Genomic DNA, 16671 nt, shown 5'->3' with positions numbered 1-16671 from the left:
ACCTTTTGTTGTCGTGGTGAAGCAAACTTGCGCTTTAGCTAGAGATGCTTGTAGTCAGTTCAGTCATCCGCGCTCAAGGGATGCCCCAGCATGGAAAAAGCATTTTTTATTGGTTCATCAAATTTTGAACTGTCTGCGTCAGCGGTCCAACCCAATAATGCATTCACCACCGGACTGGACGACGTGGGCACCCCCAGAACGTCGGAATGAGCTTCGGAATGAATCCTTAAGCGCTTACTTTCTCTAAGTATTTTTGAAATCTGTGACTTCGTAACGGGAACGCCAAACACTGTACCCGCAGCCCACAAGGCTTCGGCTGCGGAAAATTTTGCATCACTTACCTTGGGAAGACCGCATTTTTCTTTCATCCACTCTGCCATCATCACAAAAAGGATGTTTCGCTCAGCTACGTTCCTCATGCCGCCGTCTGACGGACTAGCGGCTTCTCCGCTCAGTTTCTCAATGACTAGTTGCCTTAGCACATCCGGGAGTGGATATCCGAGACCAATATTAATTTTGGCAATATGCAAAAGAAACTCATGGGCGCGTAGGTTACCAAAGAAGGAGGATACAATCCTTTCACTATCCACTCCAACGATGTCGTATCCTAGAAGGGTTCTGTCCGATGCACCCCGCTGCTGGTACACAGGTTCAAATGCGGTGACGACTTCTCTGAGGGTGGGGTCAAGCGCCGGAACGCTGATCCTATTGTCACCCGCCCAAGTCCCAACGACACGTACAGAAAACTTCACAGCACTGACTTCGTTCTTCGATAGAATACGCGTCATCTTTGAGCACTCCTCACGTTAGTGGCCACCCGGCATGAGGTGACGTGATTTCGCCCCTGCGTCCTGCCAACAAACGCCTCTAATTGAACCTTTCCGCTTTGAAGCCGCCGCTTGCACTTACTGCTCATGGCACCGCCCCTCAATCCAGTCGGCAACCACGCTCTGACGCCAGCCAATGGCGCGAACTCCCAGCTTCGTAGCCTTTGGGAAGTCGTCCCGATCCATCATCCGGTAAATTGTTGACCTGCTGAGACCAGTCACCTCCTGTACGTCCCGGCAGCGTAGAATTTTATCAGTCATCGTTATCTCTTTGTTAAATGAATGATCCCATTCGTAGCAGAGAGCGATTAAGGGAAAATTTACGAATCTGGGACTACGCAATCTTGATCACCTTGCTGGCGTTCTTGCCAGTTACGTGGTTCGCCCAGCGCGCCATTAGCGGACGGCGGCGCTCTAGCAGGTCAGTACGGCGGTAAGACCGCTTGACCTTGTTGCCATCGACATGCGCCAATGACGTTTCAACAACCACTTCGGGTACGTCGGTAGTTTCTTCGCACCAGGTCTTGAAGCTTGATCGGAACCCATGCGGACGAGCCTCCAACCCCTGCCGCTCCATATGGCGGCTCATCGCAGCATCCGAAATTACAGCCCTCCGAACACCTGGGAACAGGTATCCATCCCGCGCCAGCGGCTTCGCCAGTTCTATGACAGCGAGAGCCTCTTTCGATAGCGGCACTCGGAAGTCGGTTACAGCACCCACCTGCCCCTTCATGTTATCTTCGGGTACGGTCCATACGTCCCCTTCGATTTGATCCAAATGACAGAAACGAATTCCATATGACCGAACCGTGGTGAGGATCAGCAGGCGCAATGCAAGATGGGTCGGCGTCTGCTCAGCAAGGCTTTTGTAGAAGGCTGGCACCTCAGGCCAAGGCATGTAGGGAATGTTCTTTGCCTTGTGACGCGACTTTCCCAGAAGCGCTTTCGCTTTCATGATTGCCTGAAGATCCACATTGAGACCCATCGCTGCTGCATGCTCAAGCGTGATGTTCAGGCGGTTCATTGCTTTGCGGGCCGTGTCCGCCTTCTCGTGCCAGATGGGTTCTAATGCGTTCTTGATATCCTGCTGGTCGATTTCCTCGACAGGAACCTTGCCGATTTTCGGAAGCACATGCAGTTCGAGCGGGGAGAACCAGCGCCCGGCCTTACCGTCACCCTTAAGCTGAGCCTTGCGAGCCTCGAATGCCTCCAGCGCCACTGATGAGAGTGTGTGCTCATCCTTAGCGGCCAATCGCTTTAGCCGGTCACGCTCTTTGATGGGGTCTTTGCCCTCTCGAACCACCGCCCGCCACTTCTCTGCCGCCGCTCTCGCTTCTTTCAAGGAAACAGCCTGAAGGTTGCCGATACCCATCTCACGCCGTCGCCCATGAACAGTAACACGCAGCACCCACTGAGCGCCGCCATCTTCGCGCTTTACCAGCCAAAGCCCTCCCCCGTCTGAGTACTTGCCGGGAGAGGCGGTTCTGACCTTGGCCGAAGAAAGCTTGTTCAATGCCGCCAAATTCCTATCCCCCTCTCAATCCACCCCTATATGTAGCATAGCATGGGACCGGATGAAACAGAATGATACAACCAAACGCATTAAAAACAAAGGTTTGGATGTTTGATGAAGCAGGCTGACACTAGATGATACGTTAGTTCAATGCCTCTCCTGGGCACCATATTCCCCGACAAATGATTGACTGTAGATCAGGCCTTAAACGGCCCCGACGCTACCCCCTCGGGGGCGCTGCGACCGCCGGTCACGCACGGCCCTATTGGACGCGGACACCCGCATTTTGCAGGCAAAGCTGTAGCCGCGCAGCAAGCTCGGCCAAGCTGAAAGGCTTTTTCAAACAATCGCTTGCCCCCGCCGCCAAAGCGCGGCGCAGCAGATTGGCGTCTTTCCGGGTGGAGATCATGACGACCGGGATGCCCCGATAGAACGGCAGGCCCCTGACATGGCTACAGAACTCAAGCCCATCCATCGCGGGCATCATGAAATCGGTGATGATCACATCCGTCGCGATCCGCTTCTGCGCCAGCGCGACCAGAGCTTGGGCGGGGCAGCCATAGTCCGCCACGCAGGAAAACCCGACCTCGGCGAGGGACGCCTGAATGAACTGTCGCGCGATTTCAGAATCGTCGATAACGATAGCATTCCAGTTCATCACGCCCCGCCTTACACTTTAATCACGCCCCAAGGGTCACCCTAGTGGTGCGAGACTTAATATGACGTGAATGCTTAAATGCGTTTACCGACGAACATCGCCGAGTCGGAACGCACGCAGGCGATCTCACCCCTTTGCCAGATAAGCTCCCCCTGTGCGGTCGCGTATTTGCCCATGCTGACGCAGGCGGTGATCGGGGTGATTTCGCTAACGGCTTGGGCGGCGTCGAAACTGTTGCTGAACTGAATGGACATGGCTTGTGCTCCTGAGTTGACTTGTCTCAACCTTCACACATCTTGCCGCGCAATGCCTGCTGGCGTCGGGATAAGCGCCCTATTCTAAGGTATAGAGCGCCCCACCCTCGGGCTGCGGTTAATGCCTGTTCAGCAGCTTTTGGTACTTCGATACAAAGAGATGCGCGCCCTTCATCTTTTGCGTCACCCAATCGCCCGCGGTGAAGAGCATCAAAAAGCTATTGCCGCGCACCGGCCCCAAAGGCAGCAGAATCGGTGCCTCCGCGCCCCAAGGGCGATAGGTTTTCATATCCGCCAGCTTGCGGCCCGTGATCAGCCCGGTGAGGGTCTTTCTCAGCCAAGGCAACTGCCGGCTGACCGCGACGATGGTCATATTGTCGCCGGGGTCCGCCACATCCCCCGCGGCAAAGACATTGGGCAGGGATGAGGGGCGCAGATAGCCGTCGGTCTTCATCCGCTCCGCGGCGGTGACCTCGGCCCCCGGCAGGTTCTTCAACAACTCAGAGGCGGCGCGCGCGCCCAGCACGGGGAAGATCAGATCGAAACTCCGCGCCGCCCCGCCATCGAGGGTGAGGCTGCCCGCATGCGGCTCTGTCATGGAGGCGAGCCCTTCGGCCTTCTTGCCGAGGATCAGCTCCACCCCGGCGCGTTTCAGCTTCCTGCTCAGCGAGGCGCCGAGGCTGTCGGGCTTTCCGGCAAAAAGCTTGTCGTCTTTGGTGATCAGGGTGATCTCTTTGTCGGGCATGGCATGGGCGATCTCACCGGCAAGCTCGACCCCGACAGCGCCCGCGCCGATGATGCCCACGGTCTTGGCCGCCAGCAGTTTTTCACGCGTCTCTTGGTTCGCGGCCCTCAGCCCGTCGATATCTGCACCCTTCGGCTTGAACGGCGTCGCGTAGTCCGAGCCGGTGGCGACGACGATATACTCCGCCTCGACCCGCGTGCCGTCCTCCAGCGTGACACCCTCGCCATCGACACCAGTCGCCCGCGCCGCTACGACGCGGCCCCGCTTCAGCAACCGGTCATAGGGGATCAGCGATTCCTCGACCAAACTGGGCTGCACCACGGCGCGGATCATCGCGGAGGCATGTACGAAATGACTGCGCGGCTCGATCAAGGTCACCTCGGCGATCTGGTCCATCGCCTTGGCCAGTTCGGCCCCCAGATAGCCGCCCCCTACGATTGCGATACGCTTGCCCATCGGTGCCTCTCCTTTTGATCGGTTTCGCCTGCCGGACAGTCTGCCCGCGTGGTCAGCTTTCTACATAGGTGCTCTACCACCGATTTCTCGCAGAACGTGGCGAAAGCCGCCGATCCTGCCGCCACAGGAGGCTAGATGCTCACGCGATAAGCGCGGGGAAGGGCGCGATTCTCTTAAATGGTGCAACATATTGTTTAGAATCATCGCACCTGCTTAACTCCCCCCAGCGACAGGGAGAGCCGCGACACAATGAAAGACACCAAAGCAGAGACTTTTCTGCGTTTTGATAACGTCAAGAAGAGCTACGATCAGGAAAATCTCGTCGTCAAAGGCTTCGACATGGATGTGCAGGAGGGGGAGTTCATCACCCTTCTTGGCCCCTCGGGCTCGGGCAAAACCACCGTATTGATGATGCTGGCGGGGTTTGAAAGCGTCACCTCGGGCGATATCGCGATCAATGGCCGGTCGATCAACAAGACCGCGCCGAACAAGCGCAACATCGGCATGGTGTTCCAGAACTACGCGCTGTTCCCGCATATGACCGTGGCCGAAAACCTCGCCTATCCGCTGAGCGTGCGGAAAATGTCCAAGGCGGATATCAAAGAGCGTGTGGCCGAGTATCTGTCGCTGGTCGAGCTTTCGGCCTTTGGCGACCGTCGCCCCGGGCAGCTTTCGGGCGGGCAACGGCAGCGCGTGGCGCTGGCCCGCGCGATGATCTTCCAGCCGACGCTCATCCTGATGGACGAACCTCTTGGCGCGCTCGACAAGAACCTGCGCGAGCAGATGCAGTTTGAGATCACCCGCCTGCACAAGCAGATCGGCTTTACCGTCATCTACGTCACCCACGACCAGACCGAGGCGCTGTCGATGTCCGACCGGATTGCCGTCTTCAACGACGGTGTGGTGCAGCAATGTGCCCCGCCCGCGGAATTGTACGAGCGGCCGGTGAATGCCTTCGTGGCCGAGTTCATCGGCGAGAACAACTTCGTGCAGGGCCGCGTCACCCGGATCGAAGGCGAGATCGCCAAGGTCGAGACCGATACCGGCACGATCACCACGCAAACCTCCGAAGGGCTGACCGAAGGCGCGCAATGCCGCGTCTCCATCCGGCCCGAGAAACTGTTCATCCATCCCACGACCCACGCCCATGACAACGCGCTGACGGCAACCTTCGTCACCCGCATCTATGTGGGCGATTTCATCCGCTATTATTTCCGCCTGCCGGACGGCACCGACATTATCGTCAAAGTGCTCAACGACCTGTCCGCGCCCGAGTTCGAAGAGGGCGCGACGGCGCAGCTGTTGTCCCTGACGAAAGACTGCATCGCCTTTGCCAATTAAGGGCGACCGGGGGCAAACCGGGGCCCCGCATAAAACCTGGACATGACAAGGAGAGACCGATGAAGAAGCATCTGAGTTATCTGGCCACCGCGGCGCTGATCGCCAGCCCCGCCTTGGCCGAGGATCTGACGGTGACGTCCTTTGGCGGGGCCTATGGCGCCGCGCAGATGGAGCATATGATCCAGCCCTATATGGATAAATCCGGCACCAACATCCTGTTCGAAGACTACGGCGGCGGCGTGGCCGAGATGAAGGCGCAGGTCGAGGCGGGCAACATCCTGTGGGATGTCGTCGACATCGAGGTGATCGACCTCGAACGCGCCTGTGCCGAGGGCTATCTGGAAGTGATCGACCAATCCGTTCTGCCCGATGGCGACGATGGCACCCCAGCGGCGGATGACTTCATCGATGACGCGCTGGCCAATGAATGCGGCGTGGGCAATATCGTCTGGTCCGTCGTCTTTGCCGTAAACACCGAGAACGGCGAAGGCCCCAAAACCATCGAAGACTTCTTTGATATCGAGGCGTTCCCCGGCAAACGCGGTCTGCGCAAGCGGCCTCAGGTCAACATGGAATGGGCGCTGCTGGCCGATGGCGTCGCCCCGGAAGAAGTTTATGAGGTGTTGGCCACCGAAGAGGGGCAGAAGCGCGCATTTGCCAAACTCGACACCATCAAGGACGACATCACTTGGTACGACAGCTGGTCGCAGGCCCCCGTGCTGCTGAACGACGGCGGGGCGACCATGGTGCAATCGGCCAATGGCCGCATCTTCGCCGCGATCAAGGATGATGGCGCCCCCTTCGAGATCGTCTGGGACAGCCACATCTATGACCTCGACGTCTGGGCGATCATGAAAGGCACCGAGAAGAAAGAAGAGGCGATGGAGTTCATCAAGTTCGCCACAGGCACCGTGCCGCTCTCGGGCATGCAGGACGTGGCCTATGGCCCGACCCGCGCCTCTGCCCAAGCGCTGCTGCCCGAGGACGTGAAACAAGACCTGCCCACCGCGCATCTTGACGAAGGCGTCAAAGCCGATGGCATCTTCTGGGCCGACTATGGCGAGACGTTGGGCGAGAAGTTCAACGAATGGCTGCTGCAATAAGCCCCCTGCCCCGCGCCTGACCGGGCGCGGGGCACCCAACCCCTATAGAAGAGTAACCGCGTGTCCAGCCTCACTTCCCAAGACGCCGCCAACGCCCGTCGCCAAATGCGCAGACGCCGCCTGCAGGCGTTTCTTTTCGTGGTGCCGCTGCTGCTCTTCATCCTTTTCGCCTTTGTCGCACCGATCACCACGATGCTGTTCCGCAGCGTCTACAACCCCACCGTGGCCGAACTGGTGCCCGAAACGCTGGAGATGCTCGAAGACTGGGAGGGCGAAAGCCTGCCCGACACGGCGGTCATCACCCAGATGGCCATCGACATGAAGCGCATGGCAAACAACCGCACCTCCGGCAGGTTCGCCGATGAGATCAACCGCGCCCTGCCGGGCATGTCGAGCGTCATCAAATCCACCGCCCGGGGCCTGCGCCGCGCCGAGGATGCCGAGCTTGCCGCCAATGGCGCCGAGATGCTGCTGGAAAAGAACGACCGTTGGGCCAAGCCCGCCACTTGGCGCGCGATCCGCAGCGCCGGGCAGGTCTATACGTCGAGCTACTACCTCACCGCTGTCGATATGGAATACGACTCCGAAGGGGACATCGTCCAACGCGACACGCAGATTTACAAACAGCTCTATACCAAAACGCTGAAGATGGCTCTGATCATCACCGGGCTGACGATGCTGCTGGGCTATCCGCTGGCTTTCTACATGTCGCAGGCCAGCCCCGCGACGGCGAACTTCCTGATGGTCTTCGTCCTGCTGCCCTTCTGGACCTCGCTCTTGGTGCGCACCACCGCCTGGATCGCGCTCTTGCAAGCGGGCGGCGTTGTGAACTCCTCCCTGCTCTGGGCCGGGCTGATCAACGAGCCGATCGAGCTTCTCTACAACGAGTTCTCCACCATCCTCGCCATGACCCACATCCTGCTGCCCTTCATGGTGCTGCCGCTCTATGCGGTGATGCGCGGGATCGACGCGAGCTTCATGCGCGCCGCGATTTCCATGGGGTCTAATCCGATCGGCGCGTGGTACAAAATTTACCTGCCGATGAGCCTGCCGGGCCTGTCTGCCGGGGCGCTCTTGGTCTTCATCATCTCGGTCGGCTACTACATCACGCCTGCACTTGTGGGCGGCACCGATGGGCAGATGATCTCGAACATCATCGCCTTCCACATGCAGGTATCGAACAACTGGGAACTGGCAGCGGCGCTTGGTTCGCTCCTGCTGATCCTGATCCTCGTTCTCTACTGGCTGTTCGACCGTTTCGTCGGCACCGACAACCTTAAGCTGGGATGATGTCATGAGCCAACTGCCCGACTATTACACGATCTGGCACAAGGCGGGGCACTACGGCCTGCGCATCATGGCCGCCTTGGTGCTGGTGTTCTTGATGCTGCCGATCCTCGTGATCATGCCGCTATCGTTCAATGCCGAGCCGTTCTTTACCTTTACCCAAGGCATGCTGTCGCTCGACCCGGACGCCTATTCGACGCGCTGGTATCAGGAGATCGTCGATGATCAGAAATGGCGCATCGCGATCCGCAATTCCTTCGTCATCGGCATCGCGGCGGCCAGCATCGCCACGGTGCTGGGCACGCTGGCGGCGGTGGGCCTCGCCTCGCCTTGGATGCCGTTCAAACGGGTGATCACGGCGCTGCTGCTCTCGCCCATGATCGTGCCGCTGATTATCATCGCGGCGGGCATGTTCTTTTTCTACACGCAGTTCAACCTCGTGGGCACCTTCACCGGGCTGATCATCGCCCATGCCGCCCTTGGCGTGCCCTTTGTCATCATCACCGTCACCGCCACGCTCAGCGGCTTCGACCGCTCGCTCTTCGTGGCGGGGCTGAGCCTCGGCGCCTCGCCGATCAAGGTGTTCTGGGACGTGGTGATTCCGCTCATCCGCCCCGGCGTGATCTCGGGCGGGCTCTTTGCCTTTGTCACATCCTTTGACGAGGTGGTGCTGGTGCTCTTCCTCGCCGGTCCCGAACAGCGCACGATTCCACGGCAGATGTTCTCGGGCCTGCGCGAACAGATCAACCCGACGATTCTGGCGGTGGCGACGCTGCTGGTGGTGCTCTCCGCGACGATGCTTTTTGTGCTGGAAGCCCTGCGCCGACGCTCGGCCCGGCTGCGCGGTCAGGAATAAGCAAAACCGCCCGAGGGCGGCACCAAACACCTGATCCATGACCATTTAAGGAGGGGGGTGAGTGGTGAGCCGTGATGGGTTCGAACCATCGACCTACTGATTAAAAGTCAGTTGCTCTACCAACTGAGCTAACGGCCCACTAGGCGGGTAACTAGAAATTACGGGCGGCAGGGTCAAGCCCTTAATTACGAAAATAATGCGAGATGCTGGATTAGTTTTCATGCCGGGGTTATATGCCCCGAATGTACAGCGATCAGACCCCCGGATTGCCCTTCATGAAAATGCATGGGCTAGGCAATGACTTCGTCGTGTTTGATGCACGCGCGGAGGCAATCGACGTGACCCCGGCGATGGCGCAGGCCATCGGGCACCGGCAATTTGGCGTGGGATTCGATCAGCTTGCGGTGATTACGCGCGGGACGGGCGACGCGCATCTGACCTTTTACAATTCCGACGGCTCCCTCTCTGCCGCCTGTGGCAATGCCACGCGCTGCATCGCACGCTACCTGATGGACGACACAGGCCGCGATTCGCTGCATTTGACCACCGCGCGGGGCGATCTGGCGGCGAAGGACGCCGGGGGCGGCCTGACCTCCGTCAACATGGGCCACCCGCAGTTGAATTGGGACGAGGTGCCATTGGCGCGCGAAATGGACACGCTGCACCTGCCGATCGACGGCGCCCCCGTCGCCACCGGCATGGGCAACCCGCATTGCACCTTCTTCGTCGATGATGCCGAGGCGATGGACCTCTCCGATCTCGGCCCTCGTGCCGAGCATGATCCGCTTTACCCTGAACGCACCAATGTGCAGGTCGCGCAGATCGTTGGGCCGGATCACATCCGCATGCGCGTTTGGGAACGCGGCGTGGGCGTCACGCTGGCCTCGGGCTCGTCCTCCTGCGCCACCGCCGTGGCCGCCGCGCGCCGGGGTCTGACAGGCCGTGCCGTGCGCATCGACCTCGACGGCGGCACACTGCACATCGATTGGCGCGAGGATGGCGTCTGGATGACGGGGCCGACCGCCCATGTATTCTCCGGCACCTTCACCCCCGAGTTTCTGGAGAGCCTGACATGAGCGCCCCGATCTTCAGCACCATGGGCTGTCGCCTCAACGCCTATGAGACCGAGGCGATGAAGGAACTGGCCGAACAGGCGGGCCTCGAGAACGCCGTGGTGGTCAATACCTGCGCGGTCACGGCCGAGGCGGTCCGCAAGGCACGGCAGGACATCCGCAAGCTGCGCAAGGCGCATCCCGGGGCGCGGTTGATCGTGACCGGCTGCGCCGCCCAGACCGAACCCGAAACCTTTAACGCCATGCCTGAGGTCGATGCCGTGATCGGCAACACCGAGAAGATGCAGGGTGCGACGTGGCAGGGCATGGCCGCCGATTTCATCGGCGAGACCGAGACCGTGCAGGTCGACGACATCATGTCGGTGACCGAGACCGCGGGCCACCTGATCGACGGTTTTGGCACCCGCAGCCGCGCCTATGTGCAAGTCCAAAACGGCTGCGATCACCGCTGCACCTTCTGCATCATCCCCTATGGCCGCGGCAATTCGCGCTCAGTGCCCGCGGGCGTGGTCGTGGACCAGATCAAGCGGCTGGTGGACAAGGGCTTCAACGAGGTGGTGCTGACCGGGGTCGACCTGACCTCTTGGGGCGCCGATCTGCCGGCGACGCCGAAGCTTGGCGACTTGGTGATGCGCATCCTGAAGCTGGTACCCGACCTGCCGCGGTTGCGGATCTCTTCAATCGATTCGATCGAGGTGGACGAGAACCTGATGCAGGCCATCGCCACCGAGCCGCGCCTGATGCCGCATCTCCATCTGTCGCTGCAGCATGGCGACGACATGATCCTCAAGCGCATGAAGCGCCGTCACCTGCGCGACGATGCGATCCGCTTTGCCCAAGAGGCCCGCGCGCTGCGCCCCGACATGACCTTCGGCGCGGACATCATCGCAGGTTTCCCGACCGAGACCGAGGCGATGTTCGAGAACTCGCTGAAACTGGTCGAGGAATGCGACCTGACATGGCTGCATGTCTTCCCCTACTCCGCCCGCCCCGGCACCCCCGCGGCGCGGATGCCCGCCGTGAATGGCGCGGCGATCAAGGAACGCGCGGCCCGGCTTCGCGCGGCTGGCGAACGGCAGGTGCAACGGCATCTGGAGGCGCAGGTCGGGCGCACGCATGACGTGTTGATGGAGAACCCCCACATGGGCCGCACGGCGCAGTTCACCGAGGTGAGCTTTGCTGCGCCGCAGCTTGAAGGTGAGATCGTGCAGGCTGAGATCACCGGAATTTCAGGAACGCAGCTGACCGCCTAACGCGAAGGGCATCCCCTCCGGGGAGCGATGGAACGAGACTGCGGTCGGAATGGCTTCCGTACTCGAGACGACTCCGCATCATGACACCTAGCCAAATCGCCCTCCGGGGGGAGGGAGGGCGATGCCCGCTGTGCCACCGGGCGGAACCTGTTGAGAGGTTCTAGGTCCAATGGCCGCCATCATAACGCATGGCCACAAAAAAGGGCGCCGGTTTCCCGGCGCCCTTCTCATTTCCAAAAGCCGTGGCCCGATCAGCCGTCCTTACGGCGGTTCTTGACCGGCGCCCAGAGCTTCTTGTTGGTCAGATAGAGCAGGACCGAGAGCAGACCCAGCAGAACAACCCCGGCAAAGCCAGCTTGTTTGCGTGCGCCCAGCTTCGGCTCGGCGGTCCACATCAGGAAGGCAGAGACGTCCTCGGCCATGTGCTGCACGTCGTTGGCATGCTCATCCGCGAACTCGACCAGCTCATCCGAAAGCGGGGGCGCCATGGCGATCCAGCCGCCCGGGAAAACGGTGTTCTCATAGAGAACCGTGCCCGCTTGCTCTTTCTCTTCGCCGGTGTAGCTGGTCAGAAGCGCTGTGATATACTCCGGCCCGCCGATCCCTTTGAGGAACTGGTTGATGCCCAAACCGTAGGGGCCGTGGAACGCGGCGCGTTTCTTGGCCATCAGCGAGAGGTCAGGTGCGTTCGGCAGGTTGGAGCCGGGGAAGTGGTCAACCGGGGTGCCGGGGCGGGTGTCGTCCAGCTCGGCGTCATAGACGTCATAGCCTTTGGCGTATTCGATCACCTGCTCTTCGGGCATGTTCGGACCGGTTTCGTCCGACAATGTCCGCATCGCGACATACTCCAGACCGTGGCAGGCCGCGCAAACCTCGGTGTAGATCTGCAGACCGCGCTGGAGCTGGTTTACGTCGTAACCGCCGAACGGACCATCGAAAGAGAAATCGATGTTGTCGATATGCGGTGTGGCGTGGGAATCGTCACCCTGATCGTCGTCACCGGCGTGATCTTCAGCGGCAGTTTCCTCGCCGTGGTCTTCCGCTTCCATGACACCCACGTTGGGGTCATCACTATGCGCCTGACCGGCAACATCGTCTTCGGCGATCACTTCGTTTTCAGCGTTTTCCTCGGCTGTCGATTGCGCTTCGTCCGTGGCTTCGACTTCCTCGGCAGGCGCTTCTTCGGCGTCTTCGGCAGAAACCTCTTCGGGCGCTTCCTCGGTGGCAGCATCCTCAGTGGCGGTTTCTTCGGCCGGGGCCTCTTCCGCTACTGGTGCTTCCTCGGCAGGCGCCGTTTCAGCCGGAGCTTCTTCGGTTGTCGCCTCTTCAGTTGGTGCGTCATCAACCGGAGCCTCGGCAGCAGGTGCCTCTTCGGTTGCGGTGTCCTCAGCAGGGGCTGCCTCAACCGCGGGTTCGTCAGCCGGGGCCGCGTCGACCTCGGGTTCGGCTGCGGGCGCGTCAGTTTCAGCAGGTGCCTCTTCCGCCGCTGGCGCTTCAGCAGGCGCGGTTTCGGCTTCGGCCTCCGGCGTTTCCGCCGGAGTTGTTAGCAGTTCTTCTTCTGTCGCTGTGTCCTGCGCCAGCACCGCCGTCCCCGGCAGGGCAAGGCCCAGAGTTACCACGGCAGAAAGGAGGTTGGTCTTCATCATGGTCATGATCCTTATTCCGCCGGGTTCACAAGCGTCTTGGTGCCGCCTGCCTTCGGCGCGTAATGCGCGTCAAAGTCGGCTTCGATGGTTTCAGGCTGCGCCAGCGGCTTCTCGATCACGCCCAAGAGGGGCAGGATCACGAGGAAGTAGGCGAACCAATAGGCCGAAGCGATCAGTGAGAAGCTCGCATAGGGCTCTTCTGCGGGCATCGCACCCAGCCACATCAGGGCGAAGAAGTCGATCACCAAGAGGGCGAACCACCATTTGAACATCGGACGATACCGGCCCGAACGTACAGAGGATGTGTCCAGCCATGGCACCAGCGCCATCACGGCAATCGCACCGAACATCGCCAGCACGCCGAAGAACTTGGCGTCGATGATGCCACCGGTCACGAAGGACGCGATCTGCACAACCCAAACCTCAGAGGTGAAGGCCCGCAGGATCGCGTAGAAAGGCAGGAAGTACCATTCCGGCACGATGTGTGCAGGCGTCGCCAGAGCGTTGGCTTCGATGTAGTTGTCCGGGTGGCCCAGATAGTTCGGCATGAAGCCAACAACCGCGAAGAACAGCGTCAGGATCACGGCCAGCGCGAACAAGTCCTTGATCACGAAGTAGGGCCAGAACGGCAGCGTGTCTTTCTTGGCGTCTTCCTTCGAGGTGCGGCGCACTTCGACCCCGGTGGGGTTGTTATTGCCGGTCGTGTGGAAGGCCCAGATGTGGAGAACCACAAGGCCCGCAATCACGAAGGGCAGCAGGTAGTGCAGCGAGAAGAAGCGGTTCAGCGTCGCGTTATCAACGGCAGGTCCGCCGAGTAGGAAGGTCTGCAGACCTTCGCCCACGAAGGGGATCGCACCGAAGAGGCCGGTAATAACCGTAGCGCCCCAGAAGGACATCTGACCCCAAGGCAGAACGTAGCCCATAAAGCCGGTGGCCATCATCAGCAGATAGATCAACATGCCGATGATCCATGTGATCTCACGCGGGGCTTTGTAGGACCCGTAGTAGAGACCACGGAAAATATGCGCATAGACCGCGATAAAGAACAGCGACGCGCCGTTCATATGCAGATAGCGGATCATATAGCCGCCGTTCACGTTGCGCATGATGTGCTCAACCGACGAGAAGGCCAGATCGACATGCGGCGTGTAGTGCATCACCAGAACGATGCCGGTGATGATCTGCAGTGCCAGACAGAAAGTCAGCACGATGCCCCAGATCCACATCCAGTTCAGGTTCTTGGGCGTGGGGATCATCAATGTGTCGTACAACAGGCCAACGATGGGAAGGCGGCGGTGCAGCCACTTTTCGCCGTTCGAATTCGGCTCGTAATGGTCGTGAGGAATTCCAGACATCTCTCTTCCGCTCCCTTAACCCAGTTTGATCGTGGACTCGTCCACGAATTCGGCGACAGGCACCGGCAAGTTGCGCGGAGCCGGCCCTTTACGGATGCGGCCCGCGGTATCGTAGTGCGACCCGTGGCAGGGGCAGAACCAGCCGCCAAAGTCGCCAGCATCACCCAAGGGCACGCAGCCGAGGTGTGTGCAAACGCCCATCTGAACCAGCCACTCGCCGCTTTCGTCCAAGGCGCGGTTGGCATCCGTGGCGGGCACGTCGCCGCCCAGGTTGGCGTTCTGCGCGATGGGGTCAGGCAGGCTGGACACGTCAACAGCGCTTGCCTCTTCGATCTCGGCCTCGGTGCGGCGGCGAATGAACACCGGCTTGCCCAGCCATTTCACGGTCAGCTGCGTCCCGACTTCGACGCCGGACACATCCACACGAATGGACGACAGCGCCTTTACGTCGGCAGAGGGGTTCATCTGGTTGACCAGCGGCCAGACGGCGGCACCAACGGCGACGGCACCTGTACCGGCTGTCGCGTAATACAGGAAATCCCTCCGGGTGCCTGCGTGTTCTTCTGCTTGGGACACGGGTTTACTCCAATTCTTGGCCAACTTTGGCCGACAGACATAGGGGTGGCGTCACCTTGCCACCTGACTTCTCGCCGCTATCTACCGGGATGGACCGCGCCCGTCCAGATGTCAAAGCCGCGCATCTTGGATCAACCGCGCCACAACGCGGCAAAAATACCGCGATTGTGGCAATATCATTACGGCACGCTTACTGCGGCGGCGCGGTATGGGTCATCGCGGGACGCGAATCAAAGGCATCGAACCATGCCGCCAGATCAGGGTTTCCGGCCCGCCAATCCCGCGCGCCATGGCGAAAATCGATATACCCCAAGGCACAACCAACCGCGATTTGCCCCATGTCCAACGGCCCGGCCAAATGTGCAGCCCATTGATTGTTCAGTGTTTTACAGGCCCGCTCAACCTTGCCCCATTGGGCTTCAACCCATTCGGACATACGTTTGTCTTCGGGGCGCAGCTTGCCCTCATAGACCATGGCAAGCGCGGCATCGAGCATCCCATCCGCCGTGGCCTCCAGCGTCAAAGTGTCCCACCTGCTTGTGCCTTGGGGGTAAAGCCCCGCCCCGGCGCGGTCATCCAAATAGGCGCAGATCACCCGGCTGTCATAAAGTGTGCAGCCGTCCGGCCGCTCCAGCGCGGGGACTTTGGTCAGCGGGTTGCGCGCGGCAAAGCCTTCGGCCGGGGCCAGCGGCGTGCCCGAAGTCGGCTCCAGCGCGACATCGTCTAGCTGGCTGGTCTCATGCAGCAGTACCATGACCTTGCGGACATAGGGCGAGGTTGGAGAATAAAATAGTTTCACGTGAAGTCCCCCCTTGGTTGCCCGCACTATTCAACGGCGCCGCGCCGGACGCAACGGCGATCACACCCCGCGCATCAGGGCCGCCATCACTGCCGGATCCGTGCCGACCCCATGCGCCGCCATCTGCTCCGCCGCCGCGAGACGCACGGCCGCATCCTTGTTCTGGCCCAGCTTCCATGTGCCGTCGATCCCGGTGACGCGGAACTGGCAAGGCACGATCATCCGCAGCATCTTGTCCCGCGCCTCGGGGGTCATCTTGTCCATCTTCCACGGGGTCTTTGGGGCCAGCCGCGCCTCGTAGATCGCCGATTGCCGTGCCAGCAGATCGGGCAGTTCCTCTGCCGGGCGCAGCGCGAGCGTGCCGGTCAGATGCACGGCTACATAGTTCCATGTCGGCACCTGATCCTCGATCCCGTACCAGTCGGGCGAGACATAGCTGTCGGCCCCCGTTACCGCCAAACGCACCGGCTGCGGGGTTTTCAGCGCCCGCGCGATGGGGTTTGAGCGCACCAGATGCAACGCAGCCAAATCCCCGGCTTCGTTCAAGATAAACGGCACATGCGCCATCAACGGCCCCTCGTCGGCGTTTATCGCCAACACGCCAAAGCCGGTGTCACGGGCAAAGGCAAGGTTCCGGTCGCGGCCCTCTTTGCGGTAGATCGGATTGGGGTGCATGGTGCCTCCTATGCGTTTCTTTTGGTATTGCAGAGCCTTGCGCAACTTGGCAACCTGACATCATTCTCAGGGCGGGGCGAAATTCCCCACCGGCGGTAAGCGGTCTCCGCAAGCCCGCGAGCGGCCTTTTCGAAGGTGTCAGCAGATCTGGTGCAACTCCAGAGCCGACGGTCACAGTCCGGATGAAAGAGAATGCGAACAAGGACGGGGGCGAAGCCTCGGTCTTTGCGCGTGATCGCCTTGGGTGGACGTGT

Annotated in this window: 17 protein-coding genes, 1 tRNA gene and 1 riboswitch; of the genes, 6 read left to right on the top strand and 12 right to left on the bottom strand. The window is 60.5% G+C overall.

Annotated elements, in window-relative coordinates:
- Window positions 1–59: 59 nt before the first annotated feature.
- From ACGYK4_RS08100 to ACGYK4_RS08075, 6 genes are all read right to left on the bottom strand, one after another.
- On the bottom strand, window positions 60–788 hold the full coding sequence (locus ACGYK4_RS08100) for a hypothetical protein (protein ID WP_394455941.1): 729 nt from the start codon (window positions 786–788) through the stop codon (window positions 60–62).
- A gap of 117 nt (window positions 789–905) precedes the next feature.
- Window positions 906–1088, bottom strand: coding sequence for an AlpA family transcriptional regulator (locus ACGYK4_RS08095; protein WP_067265748.1), 183 nt, complete (start codon window positions 1086–1088; stop codon window positions 906–908).
- A 73-nt stretch (window positions 1089–1161) separates the two neighbouring features.
- Window positions 1162–2349, bottom strand: a complete 1188-nt coding sequence (locus tag ACGYK4_RS08090) for a tyrosine-type recombinase/integrase (RefSeq protein WP_394455939.1) — start codon at window positions 2347–2349, stop codon at window positions 1162–1164.
- Between the two features lie 253 nt (window positions 2350–2602).
- Window positions 2603–2998, bottom strand: a complete 396-nt coding sequence (locus tag ACGYK4_RS08085; protein WP_394455937.1) for a PleD family two-component system response regulator — start codon at window positions 2996–2998, stop codon at window positions 2603–2605.
- A gap of 74 nt (window positions 2999–3072) precedes the next feature.
- Window positions 3073–3252 (bottom strand): hypothetical protein, encoded by a 180-nt coding sequence (locus ACGYK4_RS08080; protein WP_067265753.1) that lies wholly within the window; start codon window positions 3250–3252, stop codon window positions 3073–3075.
- Between the two features lie 118 nt (window positions 3253–3370).
- Window positions 3371–4453, bottom strand: a complete 1083-nt coding sequence (locus ACGYK4_RS08075; protein WP_394455935.1) for an NAD(P)/FAD-dependent oxidoreductase — start codon at window positions 4451–4453, stop codon at window positions 3371–3373.
- 249 nt (window positions 4454–4702) lie between these two features.
- Here ACGYK4_RS08075 and ACGYK4_RS08070 point away from each other — a divergent pair, with 249 nt between their 5' ends.
- From ACGYK4_RS08070 to ACGYK4_RS08055, 4 genes are read left to right on the top strand one after another with little or no spacing between them, the layout of a single operon-like run.
- The gene (locus tag ACGYK4_RS08070; protein ID WP_209219605.1) at window positions 4703–5794 is read left to right on the top strand and encodes an ABC transporter ATP-binding protein; all 1092 of its coding nucleotides are present in this window, start codon (window positions 4703–4705) and stop codon (window positions 5792–5794) included.
- 59 nt (window positions 5795–5853) lie between these two features.
- Window positions 5854–6897: an ABC transporter substrate-binding protein gene (locus ACGYK4_RS08065; RefSeq protein ID WP_394430521.1), complete on the top strand. Its 1044-nt coding sequence runs from the start codon at window positions 5854–5856 to the stop codon at window positions 6895–6897.
- A 60-nt stretch (window positions 6898–6957) separates the two neighbouring features.
- On the top strand, window positions 6958–8187 hold the full coding sequence (locus ACGYK4_RS08060) for an ABC transporter permease (protein WP_394455933.1): 1230 nt from the start codon (window positions 6958–6960) through the stop codon (window positions 8185–8187).
- A 4-nt stretch (window positions 8188–8191) separates the two neighbouring features.
- Window positions 8192–9040: an ABC transporter permease gene (locus tag ACGYK4_RS08055; RefSeq protein WP_394455931.1), complete on the top strand. Its 849-nt coding sequence runs from the start codon at window positions 8192–8194 to the stop codon at window positions 9038–9040.
- 62 nt (window positions 9041–9102) lie between these two features.
- Here the strand turns inward: ACGYK4_RS08055 and ACGYK4_RS08050 are convergent.
- Window positions 9103–9178: transfer RNA gene (locus tag ACGYK4_RS08050), tRNA-Lys, on the bottom strand.
- A gap of 104 nt (window positions 9179–9282) precedes the next feature.
- On the opposite strand from ACGYK4_RS08050, the gene dapF reads away from it, so the two are divergent.
- A complete protein-coding gene (gene dapF / locus ACGYK4_RS08045; RefSeq protein WP_349580605.1) occupies window positions 9283–10116 on the top strand; it encodes a diaminopimelate epimerase in 834 nt (277 codons plus the stop codon).
- Complete coding sequence (gene mtaB, locus ACGYK4_RS08040) at window positions 10113–11366, top strand: tRNA (N(6)-L-threonylcarbamoyladenosine(37)-C(2))-methylthiotransferase MtaB (protein ID WP_394455929.1); 1254 nt, start codon at window positions 10113–10115, stop codon at window positions 11364–11366. Before dapF ends, mtaB begins: the two co-directional genes overlap by 4 nt.
- Window positions 11367–11617: 251 nt before the next feature.
- Here the strand turns inward: mtaB and ACGYK4_RS08035 are convergent, their stop codons facing one another.
- From ACGYK4_RS08035 to ACGYK4_RS08015, 5 genes are all read right to left on the bottom strand, one after another.
- A complete protein-coding gene (locus ACGYK4_RS08035; protein ID WP_394455927.1) occupies window positions 11618–13012 on the bottom strand; it encodes a cytochrome c1 in 1395 nt (464 codons plus the stop codon).
- Window positions 13013–13023: 11 nt separating this feature from the next.
- Window positions 13024–14367 (bottom strand): cytochrome b, encoded by a 1344-nt coding sequence (gene petB / locus ACGYK4_RS08030; protein WP_394455926.1) that lies wholly within the window; start codon window positions 14365–14367, stop codon window positions 13024–13026.
- Between the two features lie 15 nt (window positions 14368–14382).
- Window positions 14383–14943: a ubiquinol-cytochrome c reductase iron-sulfur subunit gene (petA, locus tag ACGYK4_RS08025; protein WP_271688723.1), complete on the bottom strand. Its 561-nt coding sequence runs from the start codon at window positions 14941–14943 to the stop codon at window positions 14383–14385.
- A 190-nt stretch (window positions 14944–15133) separates the two neighbouring features.
- Window positions 15134–15742: a glutathione S-transferase gene (locus tag ACGYK4_RS08020; RefSeq protein WP_394455925.1), complete on the bottom strand. Its 609-nt coding sequence runs from the start codon at window positions 15740–15742 to the stop codon at window positions 15134–15136.
- Window positions 15743–15802: 60 nt separating this feature from the next.
- Complete coding sequence (locus tag ACGYK4_RS08015) at window positions 15803–16417, bottom strand: FMN-binding negative transcriptional regulator (RefSeq protein WP_394455923.1); 615 nt, start codon at window positions 16415–16417, stop codon at window positions 15803–15805.
- Window positions 16418–16475: 58 nt separating this feature from the next.
- Window positions 16476–16615: riboswitch (FMN riboswitch) on the top strand.
- Window positions 16616–16671: the final 56 nt, after the last annotated feature.

It is taken from the genome of Sulfitobacter sp. 1A13368 (genome assembly GCF_043557275.1).
Classification (GTDB): Bacteria; Pseudomonadota; Alphaproteobacteria; order Rhodobacterales; family Rhodobacteraceae; genus Sulfitobacter; species Sulfitobacter faviae.
The sequence above is the reverse complement of the archived record's forward strand: the minus strand, read 5'-3'. Positions and strand labels throughout refer to the sequence as shown.

Bases quoted from the DNA above. Each gene is read 5' to 3' on its own strand.
- ACGYK4_RS08100 (WP_394455941.1), bottom strand. From the start codon at position 788: ATGACGCGTATTCTATCGAAGAACGAAGTCAGTGCTGTGAAGTTTTCT.
- ACGYK4_RS08015 (WP_394455923.1), bottom strand. From the start codon at position 16,417: ATGCACCCCAATCCGATCTACCGCAAAGAGGGCCGCGACCGGAACCTT.
- petB (WP_394455926.1), bottom strand. From the start codon at position 14,367: ATGTCTGGAATTCCTCACGACCATTACGAGCCGAATTCGAACGGCGAA.
- ACGYK4_RS08035 (WP_394455927.1), bottom strand. From the start codon at position 13,012: ATGATGAAGACCAACCTCCTTTCTGCCGTGGTAACTCTGGGCCTTGCC.
- dapF (WP_349580605.1), top strand. From the start codon at position 9,283: ATGTACAGCGATCAGACCCCCGGATTGCCCTTCATGAAAATGCATGGG.
- mtaB (WP_394455929.1), top strand. From the start codon at position 10,113: ATGAGCGCCCCGATCTTCAGCACCATGGGCTGTCGCCTCAACGCCTAT.
- ACGYK4_RS08085 (WP_394455937.1), bottom strand. From the start codon at position 2,998: ATGAACTGGAATGCTATCGTTATCGACGATTCTGAAATCGCGCGACAG.
- ACGYK4_RS08055 (WP_394455931.1), top strand. From the start codon at position 8,192: ATGAGCCAACTGCCCGACTATTACACGATCTGGCACAAGGCGGGGCAC.
- ACGYK4_RS08080 (WP_067265753.1), bottom strand. From the start codon at position 3,252: ATGTCCATTCAGTTCAGCAACAGTTTCGACGCCGCCCAAGCCGTTAGC.
- ACGYK4_RS08070 (WP_209219605.1), top strand. From the start codon at position 4,703: ATGAAAGACACCAAAGCAGAGACTTTTCTGCGTTTTGATAACGTCAAG.
- ACGYK4_RS08075 (WP_394455935.1), bottom strand. From the start codon at position 4,453: ATGGGCAAGCGTATCGCAATCGTAGGGGGCGGCTATCTGGGGGCCGAA.
- ACGYK4_RS08095 (WP_067265748.1), bottom strand. From the start codon at position 1,088: ATGACTGATAAAATTCTACGCTGCCGGGACGTACAGGAGGTGACTGGT.
- ACGYK4_RS08065 (WP_394430521.1), top strand. From the start codon at position 5,854: ATGAAGAAGCATCTGAGTTATCTGGCCACCGCGGCGCTGATCGCCAGC.